Below are 23,920 nucleotides of genomic sequence, written 5' to 3' on the forward strand. Positions count from 1 at the left end.
CTTTAGGCAAAGACCTCCGCGGTCGCTTCGGGGCGCAATGGATCCGGGCCGAATTTGTTTGGTCCCTCTGTGCCCCTAAACAAGGGTATAACAATGAGCGCAATGCCCGAAACAAAGCCAATGTAGGGAACAGAATTTAAGACTAGCACTCCGAGGTACCACCAACCTGAAATATTGCGATCGTGGAAGCGGCGAACTTGAAGGGCTAGCTGCGGCAAAAACATTGCGAGCGCGAAAAGTCCGGCCACAGCTGCGATAGCAATAATTAGTGGCGACGGTCCGGCATGCCGGTCAGAAAAAACAGCGGTCACCAAACCTGCGACAAGCGCTACTGCGACGAGTACCAACCAATAAAATAGCTGGAACCACCAGAACTCCGAACGAGAGGCCCTACCGGAAAATGTAGCGTATTTTAATGTCAGAACCGTCCGAACAGCTTCACCAAATCCCATCTTTTTGGGGCTCCGTTTTGTCTTGTGGGACGCGCCGCTGTCGTCAGTCCCAACGTTGTCCTGGTACAAGGGTGATCCTAAGCGAACAACAGGTACAGTTTGAACGCTAGAATTGCAATAAGCGGATCGCCCTTAACGCTTTTTTGGTTAGCGCGAACTTACTAAATCCCATTCAGACGCCGGTTTGGGTACCAAACGCTTGGCATCGCCAGCTGTTTCGGTGAAGTATTGCGGGTCGAACGATCATCGAGCTCAATAAGGGCGGCGGTGCTCCGGGACCTTCCTAGCGCTCCAACAGCACGTGCCCACGGCGGCGGCCATATCGCACACACGTCTCGTAGATCTCGCGGATACGACGTTCGCGAGCGGCCTGATCGGTACGGCGAGAGGTTGTAGTGATAAGTCGACCGGTCAAAGTCGATGGCCCCGCAGAGCTGACCAAAGTCTTGTGATCGATACCATCTGGCATCACCACAACAGCAAGCGCGCCACGGCTTGATCACAGCTTTTCCAGTGGCAGCCGTCCCGTGTCGACAAAACCTGCGGCTGAGGACCGCGCATTTTTCCATCTCAGCCGGCAGGCGAGTTCATCTTGAGTTCACTTTTCGCACGATAGGCTTAAGCCAGAGCGGTGGCGCAGCCGTCGCGACAGCCCGCAACGCCGAGACATCGGCGGTCCACGAGAAGAAGACGTCTACGTCCGATAAGATTCCTCTTTGTTCCTGCTGACTTTCCCACCCATTGGATGCCATGAAAAACCAGACTTCATACGATTTGGCCGAGACCACGCCGGCCGCCGCTTTCGCCGACCTCGAATACGGGGTCCGTGCGCTGCTCATGTCCAACGAGCAGTTGGAGGCCCGCGCCGCCCTGCTCGCTACGAGCCGCAGCCTGGACGTAACAAGTTTCGAAGGCTTCGATTTTTTTCGCAGACACCGCGACAACGAGAGGGAAATCCTGCGCGTCTACCGGGCTGCCGCCGCCGACGTTGACGCTGGTGAGACCATAACATCCGCGACCGAGTGGCTGCTCGACAACCATTATATCGTCGAGGAGGCAATACAGGAGATCCGCAGGGACTTCCCGAGGAAGTTCTACAGCGAGTTGCGCACAATATCGCTGCACGGAGTGAAGATCCCGCGCACACTGGCGCTCGCGTGGCTCTACGCGGCACACTCGCACAGCAATGTCAGCACGGCCGGGATGGCGGCCGCCGTCGAGGGGTTTCAGGCCGTGGAGGGGCTGCGCATCGGAGAGCTGTGGGCATTTCCGTCCCTCGTCCGCTACGTTCTGATAGACAACCTCCGGCACGTCGCCACCAAGATAGACGAAAGCAGACAGATGCGCCGCAAGGCGAGTGATCTTGCCGACCGCGTTATCGCCCTCGGCGGCGGCCTTGACCCCGCGCCGCTCGAAGCGGAGGCGCAGTCGCTCAGTGACACGACGTTCGTGACCCAGCTCCACTATCGTTTGCGCAATGCGGTCGAGCCGACGGACGCCGCGCTCCGGTGGCTGGACGCGCGGCTTGCCGCTGCCGGAACTGACGCCGAAGCACTGGTGACGGTCGAACAGGGTCGGCTGGCTGCAGGCAACGCCCTGATGGGCAGCATCATCAAAAGCCTTCGAGAAATCGACGACACGGACTGGTCCGCGTGGGTCGAAGAGGTGAGCAAGGTCGACAAGTTGCTGTTGACGGCGTCGGACTATGCCGAACTCGACCCCGCCTCGCGCAACGCCTACCGACGGCAGATCGAGAAGCTCGCCAAGCGCTGCGGCAAGACGGAAATGGAGATCGCGCTTGAGGCGTTGCGCCTGGCAAAGGCTGGCGAAGCGGACGGCGAGGCGACATCTTCCCCCTCCGCCAACGTCGGCTACTACTTCACTGGGTCGGGCCGGCCGGCGCTCGAGGCGGCGGTCGGTTACCGGACGCCCTTCGGACTTCACTTCATGCGCTCGTTTCGCCGGCTGAACTGGGCGGCGGTCGCGGTGCCGGTCCTATGTTTGACGGCGATCGCGCTGCTGGCCGTCGACTATGGCCTTCAGCAGGCAGGCGTTCGAGGATTGGCCTCGATCGTGTTGCTTCTGATGTTCGCGCTCCCCGCCTCGGAGGGAGCCACTGGTCTCTTCAACTTCGTATTCACCTACTTCGTGCAGCCCGAGCGGCTCATCGGTTACGAATTCAAGAAGGGCGTGCCGGCGGCCGCTTCCACTCTCGTGACCATACCTTGCCTGATCGCGAGCCGTGATCACGTGGACGAGCTGGTTCGCGGTCTCGAGGTGCACTACCTCGCGAACCCGCGCGGCGAAATCTATTTTGCCCTCTTGAGTGACTGGCCAGATAGCGCTTCTGAGGAGACGGAACAGGATATCGACGTGCTCGACTATGCGCGCGGTGAGATCGCGAAGCTCTCGGCGCGATACTCCGACGGTGGCAATGCGCGTTTCTACCTGCTGCACCGCAGCCGGCTCTACAACGAGGGGGAAGGCGCTTGGATGGGCTGGGAGCGAAAGCGCGGAAAGCTGCACGAGCTCAACCTGCTACTGCGGGGCGACCGCGACACCACCTTCCTGCCTGGTGCCAACACCGTCCCGAACGGCGTCCAATACGTCATGACGCTTGATACTGACACGCGCCTCGTGCGCGACACGGTGACCAAGCTGGTCGGAAAGCTCCACCACCCGGTGAACAGACCGGTGCTCGATCCGGCGACCAAGCGTGTCGTCAGCGGGTACGGCGTCCTGCAGCCGCGCGTCACCCCGTCGCTGACGACCGGCAAGGACGCGTCGGTTTTCCAGCGCATCTTCTCGTCCAACCGAGGTCTCGACCCCTATGTGTTCGCGGTATCCGATGTCTACCAGGACCTTACCGGCGAAGGCACGTTCACCGGTAAGGGCCTCTACCATGTGGATGCGTTCGAGGCATCGCTGAGAGGCAAGATCCGAGAGAACGCCGTCCTCAGCCACGATCTGCTCGAGGGCTCGATGGCGCGCTGCGCGCTCGTCACCGACTGCGAACTCGTCGAGGACTTCCCTGTCCGCTACGAGGTCGAAGCCTCGCGCCAGCATCGCTGGGCACGCGGCGACTGGCAGTTGCTACCTTACATCTTCGATCCTGCGCTCGGCGTGACCGACCTCGGACGCTGGAAGATGTTCGATAACCTGCGCCGTTCGCTCACCCCGATCGCTTGGTTTGCGGCGTCAGTGCTTGGCTGGTACTGGCTCGATCCGTTGGGTGCGCTTTTGTGGCAGATGCTCCTCATATTCAGCCTCTTCGTCGCCCCGACGCTTTCGCTGATAAACGGCATCCTTCCGCGGTCCACGGACATCGTCGCGAAGGCGCACCTCCACACCGTCTTCAACGACCTCAAGGACGCAAACGCCCAGGTCGCTCTGCGCATCGTGTTCATTGCGGACACCGCCTACATGATGGCGGACGCGATCGCCCGCGCGCTCTACCGCCTGCTCGTCAGCCGTAAGCTGATGCTGCAGTGGCGCACGGCAGCAACCGCGCAGGCCGCCGCGCAGACCACTGTTCTTGGCCACTACCGCGTCATGTGGCATGCACCGGTCTTGGCGCTTCTGGCGCTCGCTCTGGCTGCCCTGCCAGGGGGCAATGCTTTCCTGGTCGGCGTTCCCTTCGCGGTCCTTTGGATCCTGTCGCCGGCGGCGGCCTGGTACGTCAGCCAGTCGGCCGAAACCGAAGACCGTCTCCAGGTGCCGGAGGGCGTTCTTGCCGAGCTAAGGAAGATCGCACGCCGCACCTGGCGGTACTTCGACCACTTCGTCGTGCCTGCGCAACACTATCTGCCGCCGGACAACGTCCAGCAAACGCCGCACGCTGTCGTCGCCATGCGTACCTCGCCGACCAATATCGGCGTCTATCTGCTCTCCGTCGTCTCGGCGCGTCGCTTCGGCTGGATATCTTTCGAGGAGGCAGTCCTGCGTGTCGAGCAGACGATCGAGACGACCGAAAGGCTCGAGAAGTATCGCGGACACCTATTCAACTGGTATCACACCGACACCTTGAAGCCGCTTGGCCGCAAGTACGTCTCGTCGGTCGACAGCGGAAATCTTGCCGGGCATCTCATCGCAGTCGCCTCTGCATGCCGCGCATGGGCGGATGCACCCTCCGCGCACTTGGGCGGGAATGCGGAGGGAATGGGGGACGTCGCCGCCATTTTGCGCGAATCACTCGCCGAACTCTCCGAGGATGGCAAGTTGGCCCGATCGATGCAGGCCCGTTTGGACCAGCTGGCCGCCGGCTTTCAAAAAGCGCTTTCCAAAGCCATCAAGGAGCGCGAGCTTGCCTCGATCGGCGTCGCAGGCCTTCTCGGACTGGCTCAGGAGATCCGGCAGCTCGCCGTTAATCTGGACCGTGAAGTCAAGTCGACGCGCAGCAGCGAGGTCGTCCACTGGGCAGAGAAGCTCGTGCTGGTCTGCGAGGCCCATCGCACGGACGCGGAGTTCGACCACACCAGGGTCGAGCTTGTCCGCGAAAGGCTGGCAAAGGTGGCGGAGCGGGCCCGAAGCATCGCATTCGGCATGGAATTCGGTTTCCTCTACCGTCCTGAGCGCCGTCTCCTTTCCATCGGCTTTCGTGTTGAGACGCAGGAGGTCGACGCTGCCTGCTACGACCTGCTCGCCTCTGAGGCGCGCCTCACGAGCTTGTTCGCAGTTGCCAAGGGCGATCTTCCGACCGAACACTGGTACAAGCTGGGCCGTCACGTCGTTGCCGTCGGTACGCGCGGCGCGCTGGTTTCCTGGTCGGGCTCGATGTTCGAATACCTGATGCCCCCGCTCGTCATGCAGGAGCGTCAGGGCGGCATTCTCAACCAGACCAACAACCTGATCGTCACCGAGCAGATGAACTACGCGCGGCATCTCGGCGTCCCTTGGGGCATCTCGGAGGCCGCCTTCAACGCCCGCGACCACCAGATGAACTACCAGTACAGTAATTTCGGGGTGCCCACGCTGGGGCTCAAGCGCGGGCTTGGCCAAAATGCCGTCATTGCGCCTTATGCTTCTATCCTTGCAAGCCAGTACAGGCCTGAGGCCGCACTGGAAAACCTCAACCGGCTCCGCGCCGTCGGGGCGCTGGGCATGTACGGCTTCCACGATGCCGTCGACTTCACGCCGACGCGCGTTCCGGAAGGCAAGAAATGCGTGGTCATTTACAACTACTACGCCCACCACCACGGCATGTCGATTGCCGCAATCGCGAACGTCGCGTTCGACGGCATTCTGCGGGAACTCTTCCACTCCGACCCCGTCATCGAGGCGAGCGAGCTGCTTCTGCAGGAAAAGCCGCCCCGCGACATTCCAGTCATGGCCTCCAAACACGAGACTGACGCACCGGCGACTATTCAAAGTGACCTGATGCGGCCGGAAGTCCGGCGCGTCGATGACCCTGCCTCTCGGGAGCGGGAGGTCGTGTTGCTATCCAACGGCCGCTTCGCAACCATGCTCACGGCGACCGGCTCCGGTTATGCGCGGTGGAACGGCCTTTCGATCAGCCGCTGGCGCGCAGACCCGACTGAGGACCGCTGGGGGACCTTCATTTTCCTTCGCGACACCGCGTCCAACGAGTGGTGGTCGACGACCTCGGAGCCGCGGTCGATCGCGAACGAGAACGTCCGCGTCAGCTTCAGCGACGACAAGGCGGAATTCACGAAGACGGTCGACCAGTTGACCAGCGAAGTCGAAGTCTTCGTCGCGGGTGACCACGATGCCGAAGGTCGTCGGCTGACCCTTTCCAACAGTGGTGGCGAGGACCGCTTTGTCGAAGTCACGTCCTACATGGAGCCGGTCGCAGCCCACGACATCGCCGACACCGGACATCCGGCCTTTGCCCGCATGTTTCTCAAGACCGAGATCGACCGTCGGCGAAACGCGGTCTTCATCCACCGCCAGAAACGCGAGGTCACCGACCCGGAGATCGCAATCGCGCAACTCCTCGTCGACACGTCTGAAGACGGCGACCCAACGCAATTCGAAACCGACCGAATGCGCTTCCTGGGCCGGGGACGGACCTTGACGGAAGCCGCGGCGTTCGATTCCGGCGCGGTTCTGTCGGGCACCGACGGGTTCACAATGGACGCCTGCTCCGCACTGCGCCGCGTCGTGCGCGTGCCAGCCGGGGGGAAGGTGAGCCTGGTGCTGTGGACCATTGCGGCCGCCGGCCGCGCTGAACTCGACGCTGCGGTCGAGCACTGCATCAAGCCAGAGAGTTTCGACCAGGGCCTCATTCAGGCCTGGACGAGGACGCAGGGACAGCTTCGCCAGGTCGGCATCAACTCCAAGGAGGCCGCAACCTACCAGCGGTTCGCACGGTATCTCATCTATCCCGACATGGGCATGCGGGCCGCGGGAAAGGCCATTCGCGATGGCCTGCAGCCGCAGTCCGTTCTGTGGGGCGCAACGCTGTCGGGCGACATGCCGATCGTCACGCTGCGCATTACGGACGGGCTGGGAACGGACCTGTTGAAGGAACTGCTGCGGGCGCAGGGATTCCTGCAGTCGAGAGGGGTTGAGACCGAACTCGTTGTCCTGAACGAGCGCGGCCGCGAAGAGGCGCAGGAAATGCAGCGCACGATCGACCAGCTCTGTGACGCCGCGCGACACGCGAGCGAAACCGCTGGCATTCAGCGCATCATTCACGTCCTGCGCAGGGACATGACCGAGCCGCGCACCTACGACGCCATCATAGCCACCTCGCGGGTCGTACTGCGGGGGCGAGACGGAAATTTGAGGGAGCAGCTCGAGCACGCCCTGACGATTTCGGGCACGCCTGCCCTGCTCGGCCAATGGGGCGATTCAACCCTGGTTCCCAGGATGCGCCGGGACGTGGTTCCGGCCGCGGCAGAAGATCGAGGCGACCTGTTGTTCTGGAACGGTTACGGCGGTTTCACGCAAGACGGACGTGAGTATGTAGTAAGGCAATCGGGCGGACAGAGCACTCCCCACCCTTGGATCAATGTCGTCGCAAACGAGCACTTCGGATTCGGCATCTCGGCTGAAGGCTCGACCTTCACCTGGGGCCAAAACTCACGCGACCACCAACTGACACCGTGGACCAACGACGTCGTCATCAACCGGCCAGGCGAGGCCTTCTACGTCAGGGATCTAGACCGAAGCGCCACCATCGCTCCCTACGCGTCGCTGTCACAGAATCCCGAGCAGCGCTTCGAGACGCGCCACGGCCTCGGCTACTCCATCTTCTCCACCGCCCACGATGAGATCGACATGGAGGTCACGCACACGGTGCACAAAGACAAGCCGGTGAAGTTGACGCGTGTCCGCGTCCGCAACACGTCGGCCGAGCCGCGCAAACTTCGACTTTACGGCTATGCGGAGTGGATCCTCGGCAACAGTCCAACCAAGACCAAGCCGTTCATCGTCTCCGACTTCGACGCGGGCATAGGAGCGATTTTCGCGAGCAACCCGTTCAGCGTCGATTTCTCAACGCGCGTCGCTACGTTCGCTGGCAGCGAGAAACCTGGCAGCGTCTCCGGCAGCCGACGGGAGTTCATCGGTCGCCACGGCACGATCCAACAGCCGCGTGCAGTTTCGTCGGGCTCGGGACTGTCGGACTCCATGGAGCTTGACGGAGACCCGGCGGCAGCCATGGCCTTCGACTTGAACCTCGGTCCAGGCGAGCAGCGGGACGTCTGCTTCTACATGAGCGATACCGCGTCGCGGGACGATGCCAAGTCGTTGCTTGCCGACGTTCGATCTGCCGGATTCGATGAAGTCCTGGAGCAGACCCGTGATTTCTGGATTGAATTTACAGGCCGGGCGCAGATCTCGACCCCCGACAAGAGCCTCGACTTTCTGGTTAACACGTGGTTGCCCTACCAGACACTCGGCTGCCGGATCATGGCTCGCGCCGCCTTCTACCATGCAAGCGGAGCATGGGGATTCCGGGATCAGCTGCAGGACACGATCGCCTTGCTGACCCATTCGCCCGAGCTGGCACGGCAGCAGATCCTTAATGCGGGAAGACGTCAGTTCCGGGAAGGCGACTACCAGCACTGGTGGTTGAACGAAAGCGGCGCGGGCGTCAGGACAAACATCTCGGACGACGTCGTCTGGTTCGCTTACGCAATCGAGCAGTACTGCAGGACAACGGGCGATTTAGCGTTCCTGGACGAGACGCTACCCTTCATCGAAGGCGCTGAACTCAGTCCCGGCCAGCACGACGCCTTCTTCAAGCCACGCGTTTCCTCGGACGGTGCTTCCCTTTACGAGCACGCCGCCCTTGGACTTGACCTCGCGATCAAACGCACCGGGAACCACGGCCTGCCTTTGATGATGGGCGGCGACTGGTGCGACAAGATGAACCGGGTCGGCGTAGAGGGCCGAGGCGAAAGCGTTTGGCTCGCATGGTTCCTGGCGGGTACGCTTCGCAGTTTCATCGGGATTGCCGTCAAACGTGGCGACACGCAGCGGGCAAGCCGTTGGTCGGACCATCTGGAGAAACTTAAACAGGCCATCGAGACGAGTGGCTGGGACGGCGAATACTACAGACGCGCCTACTACGACGACGGCACGCCGATGGGTTCCAGCCAGTCCGTCCAGGCCGAGATCGATTCGATTGGGCAGTCGTGGAGCGTGCTTTCCGGCGAAGGCGATGCGGCCCGAAGCGACTTGGCGATGAGCTCCGTGCTGGAAAGGCTCGCCGACGACGAGGGCCGGTTCATCCGGCTGCTAACCCCGCCGTTCGACAATCCACCCCGTGATCCCGGCAACATTGCGGCCTATCCTCCAGGGGTTCGCGAGAACGGCGGGCAATACACTCATGCCGCGGCGTGGGCAGTTATGGCTTTGGCCAGGATGGGCCGCCCTGATGATGCATGGCGGTGCTTGCGAATGCTGAACCCCATCAGCCACTCGTCAAAAAAGTCGGATGCTGACGTCTACCGCGTCGAGCCTTACGTCGTCGCGGGCGACGTGTATAGCGAAGGCGCGCTTCGCGGCCGAGGCGGGTGGACCTGGTACACAGGCTCGGCCGGCTGGCTATACAGGGTGGCCCTGGAGGGCATACTCGGCTTGCGCGTGGAAAACGGTGTCCTTCGGGTAGAGCCGGCCCTCCCGTCCGACTGGCCTGGGTTTGAAGCCCAAATTACCGTCGCCGGCAAACGCCACCACGTCGTGGTTTCCCGCTCGGCTGGACCGAGCGCTTTGTCGGTGGTTGTAGACGGGACGGCAGCATGAATGTCGGGCGCCGGGCATTGAAATAAATTGATGTCCGCCAGGTCGACCAGAACTTAAGGGGGCGGTGGGCGGCGATGGTTTTCAATCCGGCTATCGCTACAATGCCAATAATGTTTTTCGCAGGTGGGAATGCCGGCGCGTGCAGGCGAACTTTCAGGAACAGTTTGCACGCGCCAAAGCGAAACATGATCTAGCACTACTTTGGCAGATTCTGTTTTGACCCGGATTGGTACCTAATTCGGCAATGGGGACATCGTTGAGGTGGTTGGTGCTGGACCAGTGCAGCTATGACCGCACTTCGGATGGCAGGCAGGGTCTGCTTAGGCGGTCCGTGCCTCTTCCTTTTTTTCCCGCTTTGCCTTGTGCAGGCGCTGATGTTGCAGAAAGGCATAGGCAATCATCGTCATCAGCGCGTGTCGGTGAAGGCCTTGCCATGATCGGCCTTCGAAGTGATCGAGGCCGAGTTCCTCTTTCATCTGCTGATGGGCCTGCTCGCAGACCCATCGTGCCTTGATGACGGCCGCGAGCTCTTTCAATGCCGTCTCGGCCGGCAGGTTGGACGGATAATATTTGCGCTCGCCGTTTGAGCGCCACTCGCCGACCAGCCACGCCTCTTCGCCTGGCATATGTTGCTGTCCCTTGTCGAGGATACGTTGCGGACTGCCATCAGCGATCCGTATGCGGACGGCAGCAAAGCGCGCGGTCAATCGACCTTTCGTGCCACGACGCCAACTGACCTTCTTCCAGGTTGCGTCTGCCAGGATCGTTTCAGCTGCGGTCGATAGGGTGTCGGGGATGGAATGCTTGCGTGGCCTTCCATGACCGGAGACAGGAAAGATCAACGCGACATCATGGGGGTAGACCTTCTGATGCTTGGGAATGCCGACTGCCCAGGTGAAGGCGACTAGATCTATTTCTGGTCGGGAACAAAGACGCGAAAGCGGTGGTCACGCCCGGTCTCGCTGGAATGCGTCGGCATAGAGCGCCTCGATCGTTTCGACCTCGGCGTCGTCCAGTGCAGCGAACTCCTTCGTGCGCGCCCTCTGCGACAGCCGGCCGTCGTTCTGGTCAAGGAACTTGTGTAGCAGTTCAGCTTGAGCCGTTGGCATGTCGACGACCTGCTGGACCCCTTCGGAAAAGATATCGAACGCCTGCAGGAAGCGAACCTCTTGCGGTAGGTCGTGTTCGACTGTCTGTTCGACGCAGGCATAGAGGAATGTCGCGTGCGCCGTGGCATCGAAATAGCGGTAGAAAGCGGCCGTGTCGTTCAGCACCTCCACATTGCCCGAGACCGTCGGACGCCATTCGATAAAGGGAAGGAGCAGCGTCGACCAGGACTCCAACACCGCTCTGTAGCGATCGATGTTGCGCAAGATCGCCGCGCTGACTGGAAATACGAGGCCAGGAGGACTGTAGGAAGCGGCGGCAAGGGCATGGTGGATCAGCCAGCGATGCAGGCGCCCGTTACCGTCCACATAGGGGTGAATGTAGACGAAGCCGAATGCGAGACATGCTGCTGCCACCACTGGGTCCATGGCACCCCGAGTGGCGCGGTCGGCGAAGGCGATGAGGCCACCCACCAGGCTTCCCAGATCCTCATGCCGCGCGCTGACGTGATCTGGGATGGGCATGTTGGTGTCTCGGTCATGTACGCCGATGAAACCGCCTTCGTCCCGAAGGCCGAGACGCACGAAGCGGGCGTCGCCTATGACGATGCGCTGAAGGCGATCGAGTTCCTCGAGGCTGAGCGGACGCACGCCCGCTTGCGCGATGGCCTGGCCCCACCGCGCGGCCCTTTGGCCTGATGGTCGCTCTCCTTCGATGGCGAAGGAGGACTTAGAATCGTTGAGCAGAATAAATGCAACGGCCCGCGCTACTAGATCGGGACGGACGCGACCCATTGCCTCGCGTGCCCGTTCACCGAGCGCCTTTTGCGAGAACGCGACGAGATCCGGCGTCCGGCGAACCAGAGGGCAGAATGCCGGCGTGCCCGGCAGATTGTTCGAGACTTTGTGCCGCGGAGATGGATCGCCTCCAGCCAGTGCATATTGCTGATCCGGGTCGAGGATCGGCACCATCCGCACCTTCCCGGGATCGGGAAGATCGAGTTGCCGATCGGTCAGCCACTCGTACAGGAACCAGAGGCGACGCGCGAAAGCGCCAGTTGGCGTCGCCCGGATGATCGCTTCGATCTCGTCAGTCTCAATGATCTGGAACAGAGCCGATAACACCTGGAGATCGACGCCTTCATATCTGAAGGCAAAAACAAGATGAGCGCCAAGTTCGGGCTGTGGACGATATCGGGGCGTCAGCATCAGCCACGCCTCGGTTGAGGTCGGATGATGTCGCTCGGCTATTGCGGCCATTCGTATAGGCGGCGGCAAGATCAGATCGTAGCGTGCCATGATCGCGGCATAGCCAGCCGGTTCACCGGGCTCAGGCAGCGGCCGTCCGCGAAAATCCCTCACACTCTGCGTAGGCCATTCATGCATCAACGCCTCCGCGAAACTGGATCACTTGGTCTCGACCCGACTGTGAAAGTCCTTCACAACTTGCGCAAAACTATCACCTCTCCTTCCTATTGTGAACACCAATCACCAGGTCCGAGAGCAAGTCGGCGTTCGATCACGCCGCTCGATGGGATTGGTGCTGTGAAGTTTGGCCCAATGCTGCTTAGGAAAGGTCATATAGGCCGGCACATCGCTCTCGGACTCGTCCATGAGATGGTGCAAGCTTCGGCACTTTCGGTCTGATCTGATCGGCAACGCTGCGCCGCTGGATGCTCGCTGCCTCCGGCGTCTCCTGGGCAAATGCCGTGGCGATGAAGGCGGAAACGACACGCCGCCTGCTCTTTCCAGCATGCGCCACGGCGTTCCTCATGAAGTGAACCCGGCATCGTTGCCAGGTCGCATTGAGCACCTTGTCCGGAAAGTCCGGCATAAACAGGAACTGAAACTTGCCCCGTTCCGCTGCCTCGCTCGTGTTCGTGCGTCTCCCCGGATATGGGTTCCCGGTCTGTGCTCATAACGTCGCATAAGGTCTCGTCCGGAACTTAAGTATTTGATTAAAAAGGAATATCACCCATAGACCGCAATGCGGTCAATGTGCCACAAACTCCCGCATCATAGCGACCGTGCTGCAAGCAGCTCTCCCGAGCGTGGCAGCCCCGGGGCAGGCCTACTTCAACACGCTGGTGCCAATGAAGGCAGCAGCATAATCGAGGCGGACATCCCTTTAGCGAAACGCCGAAAGCTGTTCAGACAAACGGAGCCAACTCTATGTGAGAGTTTTCTCCACTGGCTAAGGTCCGTCGTCGATATCCTGAGCCACCGATTGAGGCTAGGCATTCCAAGGTGAATGTCTCACGTTGCACGAAATGCGTGCAAAAGTAGCAAGGCCCGAAGGACATCGTAGATGGTGGCGGCTATAGTTCAGGAAGCGAATCAGACATTAGGCCGTTCCGGAGCTAAATGCAGCGCAATTCAGATATCCAATCAGCCAGCACAGGTCGCCTTTACTCGGTACTTGGAGGAAAGCCGACGCCTGTTCTGTTGCTTGGTGCCGGTGCTTCGGTTCGTTCGGGCATCCCGCTTGCCTCAGTCATGGTGGAGAAGGCCGCGCGGTGGGCGTACGCCAGAGAATATGGCCGGGCGCCGGAAGATCCGAGATTGCTGAGAAGTGACCGGTTCCCCTGGCTTAAGAGCCTGCCGTGGTACACCTGTGTCGGCCTTATTTTGCGGAGACGTCCCATGACGTGTTTGAGGTATCGTTTCCACGAGGCCGCCTGCGCAACATCAATCCAGCGGTCGCAAGATTGGCCAGCGCCAGCCCCATCGCCACTGCCAGGACAGCATCGATGCCGCGCGCCGCTACTATTTGGCCGGCGACATAGGGGAAGCCGAGCGAGCCGACGAAGTAACCAAGTGTGAACACCTGCGAAGCTGCGGGCACCGACAAATTGCATTCTTCGGCGAGGTTGACGACCATGGCGTTGAGCGTTGCATAGGTCAGCCCGTAGCCGGCTGCAAAAAGGACTGATGCCATCACATAGAGGATCAGGCTACCGCTATTGACCGCGAGCAGGGCAATCCCGGCGAGCGTCACTGTGAAAAGGCACAAGGCGAGGCGATGCAGAGGCAGCTTGCCGATTAGCGAGGCCACGGAGAAGCGCAGCACGACCGTGGTTGCAGTGAGGGTCAGGAAAAAGGCGTCCGGCGCAAGCCCTCGCGATCGGGCATAAACCCCCTGAAAAATCGACAGCCCGGCGAAAATGGCCGCCGCGAGACCCATCATCAAAATCGGCAGAGCCGTTCGTGCCCGCAAAATGCCCACGGTGGCGGCGAAAGAGAGGCTGACGGTGTTGAGCGGCGATTGCGGCCGGCCGCTCAATTGCCCTTGCGCCAGCATTGCGCATGAGCAAGCTAACAGGCAGAGGAAAGCATAGGATGCGTAGACAAAGCTCAGCCCCCCGACATGGCGCGCCATCAGATGGCCGAGCGGCGCTGAAATACCAATCCCGAGCATTTGCGCACCGGAAAGAAGCGTCAGCGCCTCAAGCCGCGCCGCAGGCCGGATGGCGCGAATAAGGGGGATCGGTGCCAGAATGTAATAGACGGCCCAGCCAAGGCCGAGTAGCAGGCTGCCGGCGAAGGCCGGAAGAAGACCGCCAACGTCGACCAGCGCAAAGCAGGCCATGGCGGCTGCTGTCAGCAGAGCCGCAATCGCGATCAACGGCACGATGCCGGTGCGATCCGCAAGGCGTCCGGCGAAGATTAATCCTGCAAGCGTCGCCACTGTGCCGGCGCTGATGATGGCTCCTGCGCGGGCGGCATCGTGACCGGCCGCTTGCAGCGAGTCGGCAAGCAGGAAGCTCGACCCATAGGCGATGGCGAGCATCGCCCCCGTCAGGAGATAAGGAACAAGGACACCGGCTGGGAGCCTTCCTCCAACCAGAGCTGCTGGGGTGTCGACGACGGCGATCGGCTCCGGCCCCACCAAAAAAGGAGAAAGTGTTTCCGTATTCCTCTGAGAAGCGTTATCTATCTGTGTCATGAACAGAGATAACAGCCTTTCGATCGTTACTCAAGCGCTCCGCGATATCGCCACTAACGCCGTCCCAGGGAGCAAGCTGCCTTCGGTGCGCGAGCTAACGAAGAAGTACCGCATCAGCCCCGCCACGGTGGAGCGGGCTTTTGCGCGCCTTTCAGCGGAAGGTCTCATCGAGCCAAGGCCCGGCCAGGGGACGTTCGTGCGTGGCAGGGCTGACCCAATAAGGCAGGCCGATTTCTCCTGGCAGTCGGTGGCACTCGGCCCAGCCCGCGTCGACAACACCTTCCTCGCGACGTCTCTGGCCGTTGCCTCTTCCGGAAGCATTTCGCTCAGCATGGGCTATCTCCCGCCAGATCTTCAGGCAACCGCACTGCTGGCGGGCGCGTTGCGCCGTGCCGCCGTCCAGCCCGAGCTCTGGGACAGGCTGCCTTTTGAGGGCTTCGAACCGCTCCGCGCGTGGTTTGCGCAGGAGGTGGCGGATGGCGGCGTCTTCACGCCCCACGACGTCATCGTCTGTCCCGGCGGCCAGGCGGCGATTTCCTCCACCGTGCGAGCATTGGTGCCGCGGGGGGCGCCAATGCTGGTGGAAGCCCCGACCTATTCGGGAGCAATCGCGGCGGCCCGTGCGGCGGGAGCTGAGCTCGTGCCCGTCGGCATGGACGAAAATGGTGTTCGCCCTGATCTGCTCGCCGACGCGTTTCGACAGTCGCGCGCCCGGGTCTTCTACTGTCAGCCGACGTTCGCCAACCCTTCCGGCGCGACCTTGTCGGTCGAACGGCGTGCGGCCGTGCTCGCCATTGCCGCGGACGCGCGAGCTTTCGTGATCGAAGACGACTGGGCCCGCGATCTGGGGCTGGACGGTCCGCCTCCGCCGCCCCTGGCGGCCGGCGACCGGCATGGCCATGTGGTCTACATTCGCTCGCTTTCCAAAGCGGCCGCACCGGGCTTGCGAGTCGCGGCGATCATGGCGCGGGGCGCAGCCTTGGCGCGGATCAGGACCGCGCGCAGCAGTGACGACCTCTCGGTGTGCGGACCGCTGCAGGCGGCAGCACTTTCAATGCTGTCAACACCGGCCTGGAGGCGCCACGTCAATGCCGTGCGCAGCGCGCTAATCGAGCGTCGCGACGCGCTGGTTGTCGCGCTTAAAGCGGAAACCGCGGGGATGGTTTCGTTTCGGCTGCCGCAAGGTGGGATGCATCTGTGGGCCGAATTGCCGGATCATATTCCCGATCTCGGCCTCGCGGCCGAGCTGGCGCGCCGCGGCGTCCTCGCTAGTCCTGGTCAATCATGGTTCGCCTCCGAGCCGGCAGGATCGTTCCTGCGGTTGACGTATGGCGCCACGCCTGCGCTGCTACGCGAAGGCGTGGCTCGTATCGCCGCGACGCTGAAGGAATGGCCTGGCAATGGCGAAACCACCCGATACTGGTAACGGTTTGCTGAAATGAATTTTTGCGAGATTCTGACTGCGCTCTCGCACAGCCTCATTCGCTGCTCAGTCGGCGCACATGAACCTCAACGGCACCTATTCCGGCAAGCCGCAGCATTTGTCGCAATGGTCTAATGGTCAGCCTTCTCTTTGCAGGCATCAAAATCTCCACCTATGTATAGGCGCCGCTTGGTCGGACAGGCGGGGCCAAAAGTGAAGTGGACGGGCACGCAGCTAATACTGCGAAGACAAACGCTTCTTGATCGGCGGCATAACAGTAAAATGGACGGTCCGTTCCACGCCAATGTGAGATGGTCAATGCGGCACGGGCGCAGCCTAGTCTGACCGTGGGGCGCCATCGGCGTTAAGGGGCTGTGGCGGTGTTGCCGGAGCTCTGGCCACGATGCAAGAACCGCTGCTGGCCATTGCAGTCGGCGCGGGCTTCAGGACCCACCAGCCACAGGCGGCAGCGCCAAAACGATAATCCCGCACACGATCCATGCCGTCACGTGCAAAGCCACCACGGAAACAACGGCATAAACAGCGCAATCAAAGCCCGAATTGCGGTCGCAGGCCGATCCATGCACCAAGGCCTTGCGCCGCGCTGCCGCCCAACCAGCCAGCGCTTCAGCCGTCAACCATAGCGTCAAACTGCCACGACGGCGAAGACCCGCCTCATAGTCTCGCCAGTTCGTCACTCTGAATTTGATCTTGCCAATATGATGGCGGCGGGCTGTGTTGTGTTTATGCGGCATGGCAATCAATCTCGATGGTTGCGATCGCCGTCGCATAAGCGAAAATCGTTGAAGTCTCGATCCGTGCACCAACGCCCCGCAATGGGCGTCCCTACTGCGATAGCGATCTTTCTCAATTTTGGTGCAATGCTAAGCTGCTGAAATCTTTAACAACAGATTTCTCGCGACTACCTGCAAAACCACAGGAGCATGCAATTGGCGAGCGGCCGTTGGTCGGCCGTTCGCCGTGTTATGCCTAGTTATTTGACCGGTGTGCCGCGCCCGTAGGTCAACATCACGAATGTGTCCGGAAAGATCTTGTTGGGATAGAAGGGCGAAATGGCAGCTAAATTCTTCTTGGAAGGATCAACAGTGTAGTCAGCCGTCATGCCGTAGATCCGCTTTGTTTCTGTATCGAGGCGCATCACGCGCATCCCTGCACGGGTCGAGAATGCCTCGCTCAAGCTATATTTGTCCCCGTCACCCTGCTTGTAGACAACGACGTTGGCGTCGAGACCGTTGGCAGTATAGATGAGCTTGGTCGCGGGATCGAAGATCACGTCGTCGACGCCGCGTCCAATCGGCACGCTCGCAACGATTTTACCGCTGGCGCCGTCAACGACCACGAGCTGCGGGGACATTTGCTTCCCGCGGCAGCCCAGAAACAGCCGATCGGTTGCGGGGTCATAGTCTGCACCCGACGGCTCCGTGCATTTTTCTGAAACGTCCCAATGCGCGACAATTCTCTTCGTCCTCAAATCGATTTTGTAAACAGTGCTCTTATCGCGCAGCGGTAAATACAAATTACCTTTGCCATCGAGGGCAGGACGTTCCAACTGATCGCCTTCGACCTCGATGGTAGCGGTCAGTTTCATTGTCGCGGCGTCGACCAGCAGTTCCTTTGAATTGTCCGCCTGCTGATAGGCCAGGATGTTTGTACCTTCGTCATAGACCACGCCGTCAAAATTGTCGCCGAAGCTGATCCGGTCGACAGGTGAAAAATCCGACAGCTTGAAGACTGACGTTGAGCCGTCCGTGTTGGCGGTGAAACCGCGGTCGAGCTTTGGCGCGAAGGCGACAGAGCCGGTTCCTTTAGCGTTGGCGACACCTGCAACGACTTTGCCGGTTTTGCCGTCGACGACAGTCAGGCCGTCGTCCCTGCGACTCAGATAGACCAGTTTCTTGGTTTGATCGTAATCGATATGGTCCCAGGATGTACCGCTGCCACCTAACTCGACAACGGATTGCAACTGATAGAATTTCTGCGGGTCCTGCGCCTGTGCACCACATGTAATACTAGCGACAATAGCCGTTGCGACCGCCAGCGTTGTAGTTATTGGCTTAGATAGCATCTTGGGTCTCCTCCCGTGAGCATGTGAACGTCATTTGCGACAACAGGCGTTCATTGCTGTTCGTCACCTCCGTCTCTGTGCACATTGCGTGCCAGTGAGCGGAGTGTCGTGCTTCCTGATCTATGTTGTTGATAAGGCCGCATTTTTTTGAAGCGAGAATAATCAAAAATGGCCCGTTTGTGTGGAAGTCCGCATCGCCTAATCTTTTTGGCCGAGTTTCCACACAAACGGCCTTCGTGTTGGCGCTGCCATAAAACTCTTCTGGGATGTCCGACGAACCCATTAACGCAGCCAAGGTTGCCACCCCGAACTTCGTCTTGCCAATGACCGAGCGCCCATTCCTCCACGGCGAGGTCGCAATGTCACCCGTCTTTGCGGCCTTGGTGCATGGATCGGCCTGCGACCGCAATTCGGTCTTTGATTGCGCTGTTTATGCCGTTGTTAGGGTGGTGGCTTTGCACCGGACGGATTGCGGGCGTGCGGTGCCGAGCATTTGGTTGAGAATGACGACGCCGATGGCAGCCTCGGTCTGTTGAGCAGCGAACGAACGGGCGCGCAACCGTGGCCCGATGCTGCTCTTGTATCGTCCCATCGTAGCCTCAACCAGGGACCGTTTGCCGTAGTCGGTGGACACCTGCCATTTCAGCCGGCCATGAGCTTGGATGGCTGCGATATGAAGATCGCGTTGGCTTGATGGTTTAGGGGCTTGTCTTGCCACGGCCGTTGAACGCGGCGGAATGACGATCCTGGCCTCAGGGGTGTGCGCCCGGATTGCGTCATGGGTGGGATCGCCATCATAGGCACCATCGGCGGTGAACTGGCTGATTTCAGCGTCGATCTTGTTGAGCAAGGGCTCTACTTGCGCGGTGTCGCCAGTGTCCTGGTCGGTCAGGCTATGGGCAATGATCTGACCGGTGTCGGCATCGACCGCCAGATGCAGTTTGCGCCAGCCACGACGAGACTTTGAGCCATGTTTTTCTTCCAGCCATTGGCCCGCGCCGCAAGTTTTCAGCCCGGTGCTGTCAACCAGCACGTGAAGGGCTCCATCCGGTTCAGTCCGTCGTTCGATCGATGGCTTCCAGGTTCTTGCCCGCCGGCTGAGGGTGGTGTGATCGGGCACGGGCAAATCCAAGTCCATCAGGTCCAGCACCGATCCCAGAAAACCCTCGCAACTCCGCAGCCGCAGCCCGAACACCATGCCCAGCGTCAAGGCGGTTTCGATGGCCAGATCAGAGTAACTCGGCTGGCCACCGCGTGTCGTGCGTTGTGGTGGAGCCCAGCCAGCCAGCGCTTCAGCCGTCAACCATAGCGTCAAACTGCCACGACGGCGAAGACCTGCCACATAGTCTCGCCAGTTCGTCACTCTGAATTTCATCTTGCCAATATGATGGCGGCCGGCGGCGTTGTGTTTATGCGGCATGGCAATCAATCTCGAAGGTTGCGATCGCCGTCGCATAAGCGAAAATCGTGGAAGTCTCGATCCGTGCACCAACGCTGCGCCGGAGGCGATCGGCTATCCCATGCAGGCGATCGTTCGCATCCGGCCTCTGCTTGGCCAGTTGCACGTTGTCGAGCGCATCATTCAGGAGACGGCGGAATTCATCGAATGCGATAAAGTCACCGGCGATGATTGCTTCATCGCCCGCCTGGTGGTGCGCTCGATGGGCGAGCTCGACGGTATATTGGACAAGATCGCGGAGCGAGCCGAGACGAATACATCGATAATCAAGGCGACGCCGGTCAAGCGCCGACTGCCACCGCTTTTGCGCTAGGGTCGAGACTCAATTTTCTGTCCATCATATGATTGCGGCTGCGAGACAGACGGCCGAAAGGAAGATGTCAGCGCGTTTGTCGTATTGGGTTGTGATGCCTCGGACGTCCTTGAGCCTGCACATAGGCTCGATAAGGTTTCGGCCGCGATAGGCCGGTCATAGGTGCTGTCGTTTGACATTTAATCTGCAAAACGACAAACCCGATCTCAGATCGGGGCGGCCAGAACAACGTGGAGGACGAACGCGGATTACCGAGCCGGTCTTCCGGCGGCGACCAATTCCGGTTCCAGCGCGATCGGATCAACCTTGAAACTTGATCGCGATAGGCATCGACCCAGGCGATCGACCAGGATGCAGGCGGCAGGCTTTAGCTGTCGCCTGCCGAGTCTTCAAACTCTATTGAACACGACCGTTGGTACCGTCATCGCAGGTCTGGTTAAGATTTGTCGGGGACATCGATGTCTTTGGCATCCAGGCCGGACAGCAATGATGATATCGCATTCTCTCCATCGAACCCTGCCTCTTTGAGAATCCTGTCCAGAATCGGCTTGTTGGCTTGATAGGCTAGAAGTTGCCCGGCCAAGCCTTCGCCCATGCCGATTCCGCTGGTGCCACCGCTGCCGTTCCCGCCGCGTCCGAGCATGCCTCCGGTATCAAAAATCTTGATCTCCGAGATCTTTTCGATCGGCCTGACAGCCTCTGCCAGTGCCGCCGGGATGATGCGGATGCGTTCTCTGGTAATTTCAAATTCAATAATTGCAGGGCTGAGTTTATTGCGCGCATCGTTCAGCAGCGCCTCGCTTTCAGCCTGTGCCTTGCCAGTTTCGAGGATGCCCTTTGCTTTGATGATCGCAGCGTCGGCCTCGGCAGTGGCCAACGTCTTGATGGCGTCGGCCTGATTGGTTGCGGCCTGCCGCTCGGCCTCTGCTGCGACGGTGACAGCGGTCGCCTCGGTTTCGGCTCGCTTGCGCGCGTCGATGACGGCGATCTGTTTTTCACGCTCTGCGATTTCGACGGCTTTGGCGGTGCCCACCTTTTCCTCAGCGGCGATGGCAAGAGCGCGTGCGATTTCTGCCTGCGCCTTTGCCTCGGACTCTTCGCGACTTTTGTTGGCGACGGCTATAGCGCTTTCCTGGGCGACAATTTGAAGGTCGCGGCGGGCTTCCGTATCGCGTTGCTGAACGGCTCGGGTTGCGTCAATGTTTGCGGTCTCGCGGGCTTGCTTTGCAGAGGCTTCCCGTTCAGCGATTGCTTGCTGGGAAGCGATGCGCGCCTCCTCTTCAGCCCGCTTTGCCGCCTGCTCCTGCTGCGCCGTCTCGGCGCGCGTCGCGGCTGACTTGTTGGCGATATCGCGCTCCTGGCTCAGCTCTGCCTCGCGTTTGGTCCGCTCAATTGTCAGCGACTGTTGTCGCGCTTCGAGATCTTTTTGCGCAATTGCAACTTCCGTGTCGCGGACAATCTCGTTGCGTTCCTTCTTTCGACCTTCCGTAACCCTCGTTAAAGCCGCCAGGCCGTGGGCATCGAAGAAATTGTTGGCGTTGAAATGTCTGATATCTGTTTGATCCAACCGGGTTAGCGATACGGATTCAAGTTCAAGGCCATTCGATTGAAGATCGGCGCCGACCGCTTCCTGTACCGCTTTGACGAAATCCATGCGCTGCTCCTGGAGAGCGTCAAGGCTCATTGTCGCCGCGACCGAGCGCAGGCTGTCGACAAACTTGGCTTCGATCAGGAGGCGAAGCTGCTCACCATCGTTGGTCCTGTTGCCAAGCGTCTGAGCGGCCAATGCGATAGAGGAAGCATCCGGCTTCACCCGGACATAAAACTCAGCACCGATGTCAACCCGCATGCGATCCTTGGTGATAAGGGCGTCACCCTCGCCACGGTGAACCTCCAAGCGTAGCGTCTTGAGATTGACGCGCGCAATGGAATGAAAGATGGGCAGAACTACGGAGCCGCCGTCAAGAACAACTTTCTGACCACCGAGCCCAGTGCGGACGTATGCCTCGTCACGGCTTGAACGAACATAAAGGGTCGCAAGCACAAAGCCGATGCCGAGAATAAGGACCAGGCCAACGGCTGCAGGCAAAAGAAGATCGTATAGTCCGTACATGTGATGCTCCGTGGAAGATCGAAGACGACGCTCAGGCGAGGTCTGATGGGGCGGGGACTGCAATGAAAATATTTGCTTTCTGATCGACCAGCAGCACAGTGGCGCCTACGCCGATGGGATCGTGGCCTTCAGCGGCACTTGCACGCAGTTGATGCCAGTTGCCGTGAACATCTTTGACTTTGACGCGCCCGGGCAGGCCCTGATCGAGCGGCCCTAACGTTACCTCCGCTATCCGCCCTATGAAGTCGGTGGCGTCGACTACATAGGTTTCATCACGCGGCACCAGTCGGGCAACGGTTCGGCTCGAGGTTCTGATCATCGGGACTGCTGCGACGGCGGCGAGGAAAGCTGCAATGGTCGCCGGTAGCGGCAGCCAAATGGTGCCGGCCACGACCTGAATGACAAAACCAACGGCAGCAAACGTGCCAAGCACCAGCATCACCAGGATCAGGATGGGCACCCGCCCGACATTGAGCCAGGACAGTGGGCCGCTGGCAATCCCGTCGTGTCCACCCTCAGGCTTTCCGATGAATTCGCTGATCGAGAACCCAAGCAGCATCGAGATTATTTCTATGCCGGTCAGGCCGGCAAGCATTGCAGCCGCTATCGAAAAAGGGGCGCATTCTGGAGCGAAAATCAGGTTCATGGAGCTCTAGTGATCCGACTTGAAGCGGGCGAGCCGGGCTTCGATTGCCCGCTCGCGATGAAGGCGATCGAGCTCGTCGAGTTCCAGCCCAATTTCGCTTACTGCGATCGGAACTCCGGTCAGTCTGGATACAATTGCAGAGGCCTGTTCAACGTCTGCCTTCGGCCTGGCGCGCAGGCCACGTGCCGTCTGCTTTACGAGATCGGGTTCGCTGCGCTTGAAATCGTCCAATCTCGACTGGGCCTCGCGCCGCGTTGCCAATACCGCCTGAAGGGCCTTTTGCCCTTCTTCAACATTGACCTCAACGTCAGCGAGCGCCTTGTCGATCGCCGCGATCTGGGATTCAAGGTCAATTTGGCGAGAGACACCTGCCTTGGCGAGGTCGTCGCGGCCAATGGAGATTGCGGTGCGGATCTTCTCATCCAACGCAGCAAGGTCGGCCAAGATCTGCTTGCGGCGGCTTCTGATGCGAAACTCCTCGGCTCGCGTCTTGCCAAGCTCGGACCGCGCTTCGTTTGCGGCATTGTCGATCTCACGAATGGCCTGTTCGATGATCGCAACTTTGTTTGCTCCTTCCGCCTTGTCGATGGCGGCGTTTGCGACGCCTGCAATGAGCCGGCCCATGCGCGAAAGAATGCCTTCGTTCATCATCATGTTTTCCTCCGTTCGAGAAGCGCTTTGCCTGACACCAATGTGAATTTCATATTGTCCGTGTTCGCGAATGAGATATGCGGGAAAAACGCTGTTCCAGCCTTTCGAATAGCCAACCACGACGAAGCGGACGGAAACCCTCCCCTGGACGGTGGAAATCGTGAGGTCAGATGGACCCTTCAAAGCGAAGAGCTTCTCGTCGAGAGGGAAGCGCGATCCAAATCCAGCGTCACGATTTGCCGCGAAATCACGCAATCCCAAGGTCACGAGACGTGATGGCAAATTGGTCTTTGCACGAACGGTCTCGTATGCAAGCTCATGCAATCGAACGAGGTTGGCGCCTGCGTCTTCATGGGATAGCGCTTCCAACACGGCCATCATCCGCGAATATTCTTCGAGCGTATCGTCCAATGCCGCTCGCGCACCGGCGTCCGGCGCAAGTTCATAGCGCAGAAGCGTTTCACGAGGTGTTTGCTCCGATCTCGACATAGGACAATACTTAAAGCACCTGA

Annotated in this window: 10 protein-coding genes and 5 pseudogenes; 3 read left to right on the forward strand and 12 right to left on the reverse strand. The window is 60.2% G+C overall.

Annotated features, from left to right (window positions below):
• Positions 1-2 precede the first annotated feature (2 nt).
• Together AB4Z52_RS18300 and AB4Z52_RS18305 are read right to left on the reverse strand one after the other, a co-directional pair.
• Positions 3-452 carry a DUF805 domain-containing protein gene (locus tag AB4Z52_RS18300; RefSeq protein WP_442219340.1) on the reverse strand — a complete coding sequence of 150 codons (450 nt, stop codon included), beginning with the start codon at positions 450-452 and terminating at the stop codon, positions 3-5.
• A gap of 286 nt (positions 453-738) precedes the next feature.
• A pseudogene (locus AB4Z52_RS18305) lies at positions 739-883 on the reverse strand (IS3 family transposase); the annotation flags it as partial.
• A 319-nt stretch (positions 884-1,202) separates the two neighbouring features.
• Here AB4Z52_RS18305 and AB4Z52_RS18310 point away from each other — a divergent pair.
• Positions 1,203-9,665, forward strand: a complete 8,463-nt coding sequence (locus AB4Z52_RS18310) for a GH36-type glycosyl hydrolase domain-containing protein (protein ID WP_442219341.1) — start codon at positions 1,203-1,205, stop codon at positions 9,663-9,665.
• A 320-nt stretch (positions 9,666-9,985) separates the two neighbouring features.
• Here AB4Z52_RS18310 and AB4Z52_RS18315 read toward each other — a convergent pair.
• From AB4Z52_RS18315 to AB4Z52_RS18330, 4 genes and pseudogenes are all read right to left on the reverse strand, one after another.
• Positions 9,986-10,558 (reverse strand): annotated as a pseudogene (locus AB4Z52_RS18315) (IS701 family transposase); the annotation flags it as partial.
• A 54-nt stretch (positions 10,559-10,612) separates the two neighbouring features.
• Positions 10,613-12,157 (reverse strand): Fic family protein, encoded by a 1,545-nt coding sequence (locus tag AB4Z52_RS18320; protein ID WP_442219342.1) that lies wholly within the window; start codon positions 12,155-12,157, stop codon positions 10,613-10,615.
• A gap of 138 nt (positions 12,158-12,295) precedes the next feature.
• Positions 12,296-12,587: pseudogene (locus AB4Z52_RS18325) on the reverse strand (transposase); the annotation flags it as partial.
• Between the two features lie 807 nt (positions 12,588-13,394).
• A complete protein-coding gene (locus AB4Z52_RS18330; protein WP_442219343.1) occupies positions 13,395-14,717 on the reverse strand; it encodes an MFS transporter in 1,323 nt (440 codons plus the stop codon).
• Here AB4Z52_RS18330 and AB4Z52_RS18335 point away from each other — a divergent pair.
• Complete coding sequence (locus AB4Z52_RS18335) at positions 14,716-16,143, forward strand: aminotransferase-like domain-containing protein (RefSeq protein WP_442219344.1); 1,428 nt, start codon at positions 14,716-14,718, stop codon at positions 16,141-16,143. The two genes, AB4Z52_RS18330 and AB4Z52_RS18335, sit on opposite strands and share 2 nt — an antisense overlap.
• 590 nt (positions 16,144-16,733) lie before the next feature.
• On the opposite strand, the pseudogene AB4Z52_RS18340 reads toward AB4Z52_RS18335, so the two are convergent.
• The 3 genes and pseudogenes from AB4Z52_RS18340 to AB4Z52_RS18350 all read right to left on the reverse strand — a co-directional run.
• Positions 16,734-16,895: pseudogene (locus tag AB4Z52_RS18340) on the reverse strand (IS5/IS1182 family transposase); the annotation flags it as partial.
• A 239-nt stretch (positions 16,896-17,134) separates the two neighbouring features.
• On the reverse strand, positions 17,135-18,226 hold the full coding sequence (locus AB4Z52_RS18345; protein WP_442219345.1) for a YncE family protein: 1,092 nt from the start codon (positions 18,224-18,226) through the stop codon (positions 17,135-17,137).
• A 430-nt stretch (positions 18,227-18,656) separates the two neighbouring features.
• Entirely contained in the window at positions 18,657-19,646 is a 990-nt protein-coding gene (locus tag AB4Z52_RS18350) for an IS5 family transposase (protein WP_442219346.1), read from the reverse strand.
• Positions 19,647-19,668: 22 nt separating this feature from the next.
• On the opposite strand from AB4Z52_RS18350, the pseudogene AB4Z52_RS18355 reads away from it, so the two are divergent.
• Positions 19,669-19,998: pseudogene (locus AB4Z52_RS18355) on the forward strand (Lrp/AsnC family transcriptional regulator); the annotation flags it as partial.
• Positions 19,999-20,434: 436 nt separating this feature from the next.
• On the opposite strand, the gene AB4Z52_RS18360 reads toward AB4Z52_RS18355, so the two are convergent.
• Genes AB4Z52_RS18360 through AB4Z52_RS18370 form a run of 3 tightly spaced genes read right to left on the reverse strand, consistent with a single transcriptional unit; the run spans position 20,435 to position 23,897 of the window.
• On the reverse strand, positions 20,435-22,111 hold the full coding sequence (locus AB4Z52_RS18360) for a flotillin family protein (RefSeq protein ID WP_442219347.1): 1,677 nt from the start codon (positions 22,109-22,111) through the stop codon (positions 20,435-20,437).
• Positions 22,112-22,142: 31 nt separating this feature from the next.
• Positions 22,143-22,757 (reverse strand): OB-fold-containig protein, encoded by a 615-nt coding sequence (locus AB4Z52_RS18365; RefSeq protein ID WP_442219348.1) that lies wholly within the window; start codon positions 22,755-22,757, stop codon positions 22,143-22,145.
• Positions 22,758-22,763: 6 nt separating this feature from the next.
• Complete coding sequence (locus AB4Z52_RS18370) at positions 22,764-23,897, reverse strand: PspA/IM30 family protein (protein WP_442219349.1); 1,134 nt, start codon at positions 23,895-23,897, stop codon at positions 22,764-22,766.
• Positions 23,898-23,920 lie beyond the last annotated feature (23 nt).

It is taken from the genome of Rhizobium sp. 2YAF20 (assembly GCF_052114685.1).
In the GTDB taxonomy this organism is placed as follows: domain Bacteria; phylum Pseudomonadota; class Alphaproteobacteria; order Rhizobiales; family Rhizobiaceae; genus Rhizobium.

Coding starts and splice junctions, on each gene's coding strand:
- AB4Z52_RS18330 (WP_442219343.1), bottom strand. CDS start 14,717: ATGACACAGATAGATAACGCTTCTCAGAGGAATACGGAAACACTTTCT.
- AB4Z52_RS18345 (WP_442219345.1), bottom strand. CDS start 18,226: ATGCTATCTAAGCCAATAACTACAACGCTGGCGGTCGCAACGGCTATT.
- AB4Z52_RS18300 (WP_442219340.1), bottom strand. CDS start 452: ATGGGATTTGGTGAAGCTGTTCGGACGGTTCTGACATTAAAATACGCT.
- AB4Z52_RS18310 (WP_442219341.1), top strand. CDS start 1,203: ATGAAAAACCAGACTTCATACGATTTGGCCGAGACCACGCCGGCCGCC.
- AB4Z52_RS18365 (WP_442219348.1), bottom strand. CDS start 22,757: ATGAACCTGATTTTCGCTCCAGAATGCGCCCCTTTTTCGATAGCGGCT.
- AB4Z52_RS18350 (WP_442219346.1), bottom strand. CDS start 19,646: ATGCCGCATAAACACAACGCCGCCGGCCGCCATCATATTGGCAAGATG.
- AB4Z52_RS18320 (WP_442219342.1), bottom strand. CDS start 12,157: ATGCATGAATGGCCTACGCAGAGTGTGAGGGATTTTCGCGGACGGCCG.
- AB4Z52_RS18370 (WP_442219349.1), bottom strand. CDS start 23,897: ATGTCGAGATCGGAGCAAACACCTCGTGAAACGCTTCTGCGCTATGAA.
- AB4Z52_RS18335 (WP_442219344.1), top strand. CDS start 14,716: ATGAACAGAGATAACAGCCTTTCGATCGTTACTCAAGCGCTCCGCGAT.
- AB4Z52_RS18360 (WP_442219347.1), bottom strand. CDS start 22,111: ATGTACGGACTATACGATCTTCTTTTGCCTGCAGCCGTTGGCCTGGTC.